Below are 6,585 nucleotides of genomic sequence, written 5' to 3'. Positions count from 1 at the left end.
CAGGCTTCCTTGGCGTCGTCGTAGATGCCGACCGCCAGCAGCGCGTTGGTGAGCGCGCGGCCGGTCAGGAATTCCATCGAGAGGTAGTACACGCGCTTGGCGTCGCTGTCCTGCGAGGTGGCCAGCGTTTCGCGCCAGCGGTGCATGGTGCGGTCGCGCACGGCGTGGAACAGGGCGAACAGCCAGTCGCGCCGGGTGGCCGAGCGCAGGTCTTTGCCGACGGCGTAGACCAGGCGGTTGGCGATGGACTTGCGCAGCGCGGCGACGTTGTTGTCCAGCTGGTCGTACTCAAACGGTGCGCTGGCGGTGCCGACGGTGGGAACGAGGGGTGTGTTGGGCATGGAGGGGCCTCAGGGTCGGTGACAGTGGAGCGGCACAAGCATCAGCTGTGCCACGGAACGTTCAAGGGTGGGTGGCGGCCAGGCCGTACACCCGCAGGTAGTCGTGGGCGGCGCGCGCCCAGTCGAAGCGCAGGCCCATGGCGTGGCGCTGCACGGCGCGCCAGTCGGCGGGCCGCCGGTGCAGCGCGAACGCGCGGCGCACGGCCGAGAGCAGATCGGCTTCGGACAGGTCGCGGAAGACGAAGCCGCTGGCGCTGCCGTCGTCCAGGTTTTCCAGGCTGCAGTCGGTCACGGTGTCGGCCAGGCCGCCCACGGCGCGCACCAGCGGCAGGGTACCGTAGCGCAGGCCGTAGAGCTGGGTCAGGCCGCAGGGCTCGAAGCGCGAGGGCACCAGGATCACGTCGCTGCCGGCGATGACGGCGTGCGAGAGCGCCTCGTCGTAGCCGATGTGCACCGCCACCTGGCCCGGGTGCCGCGCGGCGCAGGCCTGCAGCGCGGCCACGATGGACGCGTCCCCCGTGCCCAGCACCACCAGCTGGCCGCCGCGGCGCACCAGCTCGTCGACCACGCCGGGCAGCAGGTGCAGGCCCTTCTGTTCGGTCAGGCGGCTGACCACGCAGAACAGCAGCGCGCTTTTCAACGGCTTGAGCTTCATCTGTTTTTGCAGCCTCGCCTTGGCCTGGGCCTTGCCGTCCAGGTGCTCGGCGTCGTAGCCCGGTTGCACCAGCGGGTCGTTCTCCGGGCTCCAGACCGCATCGTCCACGCCGTTCAGGATGCCGTGCAGCACGGCGTGGCGCTGGCGCAGCACGCCGTCCAGGCCGCAGCCCTGTTCGTGGCCGGTGATCTCGCGGGCGTAGGTGGGGCTGACGGTGGTGATCGCGTCGGCGTATTTCAGGCCCGCCTTCATGCAGCTGATCTGGCCGTGGTATTCGATGCCGTGGAGGTGGAACAGCGCATCGGGCAGGCCCAGGCGTTCGCGCACGCTGGCCGGGAACACGCCCTGGTAGGCCAGGTTGTGGATGGTGAACACCGTGGCGGGCTTCTTTGCGCCACCGAGGCCGAGCTGGCGCAGGTAGGCAAAGGCCAGGCCGGTGTGCCAGTCGTGGCCGTGCACCACGTCGGGGCGCCAGGAAGGGTCCAGACCGGTGCCCAGCAGGGCCGCGGCCCAGCCCAGCCAGGCGAACTGTTCGGCCGCGTCGGGCCAGGGGCGGCCGGTTTCGTCGAGGTAGGGGTTGCCGGGCCGTTCGTACAGGCCGGGCGCGTGCAGCAGCCACACCGCCTGACCACCCGCGGTGATGCGCCCGCGCTGCAACCAGGGTTGTGGACCTTGCGCCGTGCCCGGGCGTGGCCCCAGGCCCAGCGGCAGGCCGGCGCTGTCACCGGCGGGCACCGGCAGCGGCGCGCCGTCGGGCGTGACCCCGGCCACCACCGACGGAAAGGCCGGCAGCAGCAGCCGCACCTCGGCGCCCGCCGCGGCCAGCGCCGGCGGCAGGCCCGCGCTCACATCGGCCAGCCCGCCGGTCTTGAGCAGCGGGTAGACCTCGGAACAGACATAAAGGACTTTGGGTGAGTTCATGCACGGACCAGATATCGAAAACCACAACGGAGACGGCGTTGAGGGGAAGCCCTTCCAGCACGCACCGCGGAACCGGCTTTGCCGGGCCGCCAGTGCGGTCCCCCTTCCAGGGGGAAGCCGCGCAGCGGCGCAGGGGGTTACTCACGGCGCGGCGCGGGGGGTTACGTCAAGCGCTCCAGCATCGCCTTGGTCACCAGCACCACACCGCTGTCGGTGCGGTAGAAGCGCCGCGCGTCCTCGGCGGCGTCAAAGCCGATCTGCATGCCCGGCGGGATCGCGCAGCCGTTGTCGACCACCACCTTGCGCAGCTTGCAGCCGCGGCCCACGTCCACTTCGGGCAGCAGCACGGCTTCCTCGACCTCGGCGTACGAATGGATGTGCACCTTGGAAAACAGCACCGAGCGGTTCACCGAGCCGCCCGAAATGATGCAGCCGCCAGACACCAGCGAGTCCACCGCGCTGCCGCGACGGCCGTCGTCGTTGAACACGAACTTGGCCGGCGGCAGCTGTTCCTGGTAAGTCCAGATCGGCCAGTCGCGGTCGTACATGTCCAGCTCGGGCAGGGTGTTGGTCAGGTCCAGGTTGGCGGCCCAGTAAGCCTCCACCGTACCGACGTCGCGCCAGTAGGCCGGCGCTTCGGGTGTGCTCTTGACGCAGGACAGGCCGAAGGGGTGGGCCACGGCCTGGCCGGCGGCCACCATCGCGGGGATCACGTCCTTGCCGAAGTCACGGCTGGAGCCGGGTGTGGCGGCGTCCTTCTCCAGTGCGGCAAAGAGCGCCTTGGCGTCGAACACATAGATGCCCATGCTGGCCAGCGAGACCTCGGGCTTGCCCGGCATGGCCGGCGGGTGCTCGGGCTTCTCGACGAAGTCGACGATGCGGCGCTTCTCATCGATGGCCATCACGCCGAAGGCACTGGCCTCGGCGATGGGCACCTCGATGCAGGCCACGGTGCACTGCTTGCCCTGGGCCACGTGGTCGGCGATCAGCTCGGCGTAGTCCATCTTGTAGATGTGGTCACCGGCCAGGATCAGGATGTACTCGGGGTTGTGCGCGCGCAGGATGTCCAGGTTCTGGTAAACCGCGTCGGCCGTGCCCAGGTACCAGCTCTCGTCGTCCATGCGCTGCTGCGCGGGCAGCAGGTCGATGAACTCGTTGAACTCGTTGCGCAGGAAGCTCCAGCCGCGCTGCAGGTGGCGCAGCAGGCTGTGCGACTTGTACTGGGTGATGACGCCGATGCGGCGCACGCCGGAGTTCAGGCAGTTGGACAGCGCGAAATCGATGATGCGGAACTTGCCACCGAAGTACACCGCCGGCTTGGTGCGCCGGTCGGTCAGTGCCTTCAGCCGCGAGCCGCGGCCGCCCGCGAGCACCAGGCCAATGGTGCGCTTGGCCAGGTATTGGGGGGAATGTTTGTCCATCGTTGTCTCCTGTCGTGTTGAAAGCGGCAATCGGTTGTTATGTCAGGGTCGGTTTCGCGTCCGTTGTCGGCGCACGTGCCTGCCCGTCCAGGGCACCCGAAGAACCGGCTTGGCCGGGCCAAAGGGTGCGTCCCCCTGGGGTGAAGCCACGCAGCGGCGCAGGGGGGGATCTCATGAACTCCAGCGACCGTGCGCCCGGGTCATGGCGGCCAGGCGTTCGGCCGGCTCGTGGTTCACCTGGGTCCATTCGAAGCGCCATTCCCAGCAGCCGGTGGCCAGGCCAGGGGTGTTCATGCGGTGGCGCGTGTCCAGGCCCAGCACGTCCTGGAACGGCATCACCAGGGTGTTGGCGACCGACATGGACAGCGCGTTGATCAGCGCCCAGTGCGGCTCGGTGTCCACGCAGCGGCCCAGGTAGGCGCGGGCGTCGGCTTTCTCGCCGGCCATGGCGCTGGCCCACCAGCCCACCGTGGTTTCGTTGTCGTGCGTGCCGGTGTAGGCCACGCACTGGCGTTCCAGGTTGTGCGGCAGGTAGGGGTTGGCCGGTCCGCTGCCAAAGGCGAACTGCAGGATGCGCATGCCCGGGTAGCCGCAGGCTTCGCGCAGGGCCGTCACCTCGGGGGTGATCAGGCCCAGGTCCTCCGCGATGATGGGCAGCTGGCCCAGCTCGGCTTCGATCGCCTCGAAGAACGCCCGGCCTGGCCCGGGGCGCCACTGGCCGGCCACGGCGGTGGGTTCGCTGGCCGGGATTTCCCAGTGCGCCTCGAAGCCGCGGAAATGGTCCAGCCGCACCACGTCCACCTGCTGAAACAGGTGGGCCAGGCGGTCCTTCCACCAGCGGTAGCCGCGGTGGGCCATGGCCTCCCAGTTGTAGAGCGGGTTGCCCCAGCGCTGGCCGGTGGGGCTGAAGTAGTCGGGCGGCACGCCGGCCACCACGTAGGGCTCCATCTGCTCGTCCAGCAGGAACTCGCCCGCGTGGGACCAGACGTCGGCGCTGTGGTGGGCCACGAAGATGGGTGCGTCGCCCACGATGGCGATGCCGCGCTGGCTGGCGTAGCCGCGCAGGCGCTGCCACTGCACCCAGAAGCGCCACTGCACGAAGCGCCAGAAACCCAGCGCATGGGCCGACTGTTCGCGCACCGTGTCCAGCGCGGCGCTCTCGCGCCGGGCCAGCGCCGTGGGCCAGAGCGACCAGGGGCCGCCGTGGCGTTCGTCCAGCACCATGAACAGGGCGTAGTCGTCCAGCCAGTGGGCGTGCTGTTCGCAAAAGGCGGCCAGCTCGCCGCGGCAGGCGTCGCTGGCGCGCTGGCTGAAGCCGTCCCAGGCCTTGCGCAGGCAGGCCATGCGGTGGGGCGCCACGCGCGCGAAGTCGCAGCGGTTTTCGTCAAAACCCTTGCGCGCCATCCAGGGCAGCCAGCCCTGCTGCACCAGGTCGTCCAGATCGACCATCAGCGGGCTGCCCGCGAAGGCCGAGACGCTCTGATAAGGCGAGTTGCCCGGGCCGGCCGGGGACAGCGGCAGGATCTGCCACAGCGTCTGGCCGGCGGCGGCCAGCCAGTCCACGAAGTGGCGCGCGCCCGGCCCGAGGTCGCCCGAGCCATGGGGCCCGGGCAGGCTGGTGATGTGCAGCAGCACGCCACTGGTGCGGCGTTGGAGGATCGGTGGGGCGTGGTTCATGGCGATGTGGGGGTGGTCGGTGCGCCACCTTGCAAGGTCTGGACCAGCAGGCAGACCCGGGCCTCGTCCAGCTCCAGCGCGGATGCGTCCACACCTTCGGCGCTGGCCGGGTCGGCGACCACCAAGGCGCGCGCGCTGTCCAGCCGCAGCGACCAGGGGCCGGGCGGCAGGGCCAGGCGGGCGTGGCTGCGTCCGGCGTGCCACACCAGCAGCAGGCGTTCGGTGGGCGCTGCCCCGTCTTCGCCCACGGCGATGAGGGCGGCCAGCGTACCCTGCGGGCCGTGCTGCCAGTCGTCACCGTGCAGGGGCTGGCCGTCGGCGCGCAGCCAGGCGATGTCGGCCGGTGCACCCGGTGCCAGCGGCTGGCCGTTGAACCAGCGCGCGTGGCGCAGGCCGGGGTGCTGGCGGCGCAGCGCCGTCAGCCCGGCCACGAAGGTGCTCAGGTCGGCGTCGGCACCGGCCCAGTCGAGCCAGGTGGTGGCGTTGTCCTGGCAGTAGCTGTTGTTGTTGCCCTGCTGGCTGTGGCCCAGCTCGTCGCCCGCCAGCAACTGCGGCGTGCCCTGGGCGCAGAGCAGGGTGGCGAGCAGGGCTCGGCGCCACAGGCTGCGGCGGTGCTGCACCGGCGGGTCGTCGCTGGGGCCTTCGGCGCCGCCGTTGGCGCTGAGGTTGTGGCCGTGGCCGTCGCGGTTGTCTTCGCCGTTGGCCTGGTTGTGTTTGTGCTCGTAGGCCGTGAGGTCGGCCAGGTTGAAGCCGTCGTGCGCGGTCAGCAGGTGCACGCTGGCGGTGGGCCGACGGCCGCCGCGCTGGAAGCGGTCGCTGCTGGCGCAGACGCGTTGCGCCAGCTCGCCCAGCGGGGCGTGGTGACCCAGCCAGAAGGCGCGCACGCCGTCGCGGAAACCGTCGTTCCATTCCAGCCAGCCGGGCGCGAAGCCGCCCACATGGTGGCCGTTCGGGCCGATGTCCCAGGGCTCGGCGATCAGCGCCACCTCGCGCAGCACCGGGTCCTGCTGCATGGCGGTCAGCAGCGGTGCGTGCGGGTGGAAGGCGTGGCCCAGCGCGGCGCTGCGGCCCAGCGACACCGCCAGGTCGAAGCGGAAGCCGTCCACCCCATAGGCCTGCACCCACCAGCGCAGGCTGTCCATCACCCACTGGATGACGCGGGGCTCGGCGGTGGCCAGGCTGTTGCCGCAGCCGCTGAAGTTGTGCGGCACGCCGCGTTCGCCCATGGCGTACCAGCCGGTCTGGCCCAGGCCGCGCCAGCTCAGGGTCGGGCCGTCCAGGTCGCTTTCGGCGGTGTGGTTGAACACCACGTCCAGCACCACCTCGATGCCGGCGCGGTGCAGCGCGTCCACCATGGCGCGGAATTCTGTGCGGATGGCGGCCGCGTCGCTGGCGGTCGCCGCGTCGGCGCCCGCTGTGGCCGCGGCGTAACCGGGGTCGGGCGCGAAGGCGTTGAGCGTGTTGTAGCCCCAGTGGTTGACCAGGCCACGAGCGAGCAGGTGCCGTTCGCTGATGTGCTGGTGCACCGGCAGCAGGCAGACGCTGGTGATGCCCAGGCGCTGCAGGTGGC

General features: G+C 70.7%; 4 protein-coding genes and 1 pseudogene. All 5 read right to left on the bottom strand.

The annotated features are described in order from the left end of the window. A pseudogene (locus ACR2JA_RS04800) lies at nt 1–341 on the bottom strand (glycogen phosphorylase); the annotation flags it as partial. Between the two features lie 61 nt (nt 342–402). After that, nucleotides 403–1,917 carry a glycogen synthase GlgA gene (glgA, locus tag ACR2JA_RS04795; RefSeq protein ID WP_434007973.1) on the bottom strand — a complete coding sequence of 505 codons (1,515 nt, stop codon included), beginning with the start codon at nt 1,915–1,917 and terminating at the stop codon, nt 403–405. Between the two features lie 161 nt (nt 1,918–2,078). Then, entirely contained in the window at nt 2,079–3,338 is a 1,260-nt protein-coding gene (gene glgC, locus ACR2JA_RS04790) for a glucose-1-phosphate adenylyltransferase (RefSeq protein ID WP_434007972.1), read from the bottom strand. 171 nt (nt 3,339–3,509) lie between these two features. Next, nucleotides 3,510–5,015: a 4-alpha-glucanotransferase gene (malQ, locus tag ACR2JA_RS04785; protein WP_434007971.1), complete on the bottom strand. Its 1,506-nt coding sequence runs from the start codon at nt 5,013–5,015 to the stop codon at nt 3,510–3,512. Continuing rightward, the coding region (locus ACR2JA_RS04780; RefSeq protein ID WP_434007970.1) for a glycogen debranching protein at nt 5,012–6,585 on the bottom strand (1,574 nt) is incomplete at its 5' end. The genes malQ and ACR2JA_RS04780, both read right to left, overlap by 4 nt.

Source organism: Hydrogenophaga sp., from assembly GCF_051007235.1.
Taxonomy (GTDB): Bacteria; Pseudomonadota; Gammaproteobacteria; order Burkholderiales; family Burkholderiaceae_C; genus Hydrogenophaga.
The sequence above is the reverse complement of the archived record's forward strand: the minus strand, read 5'-3'. Positions and strand labels throughout refer to the sequence as shown.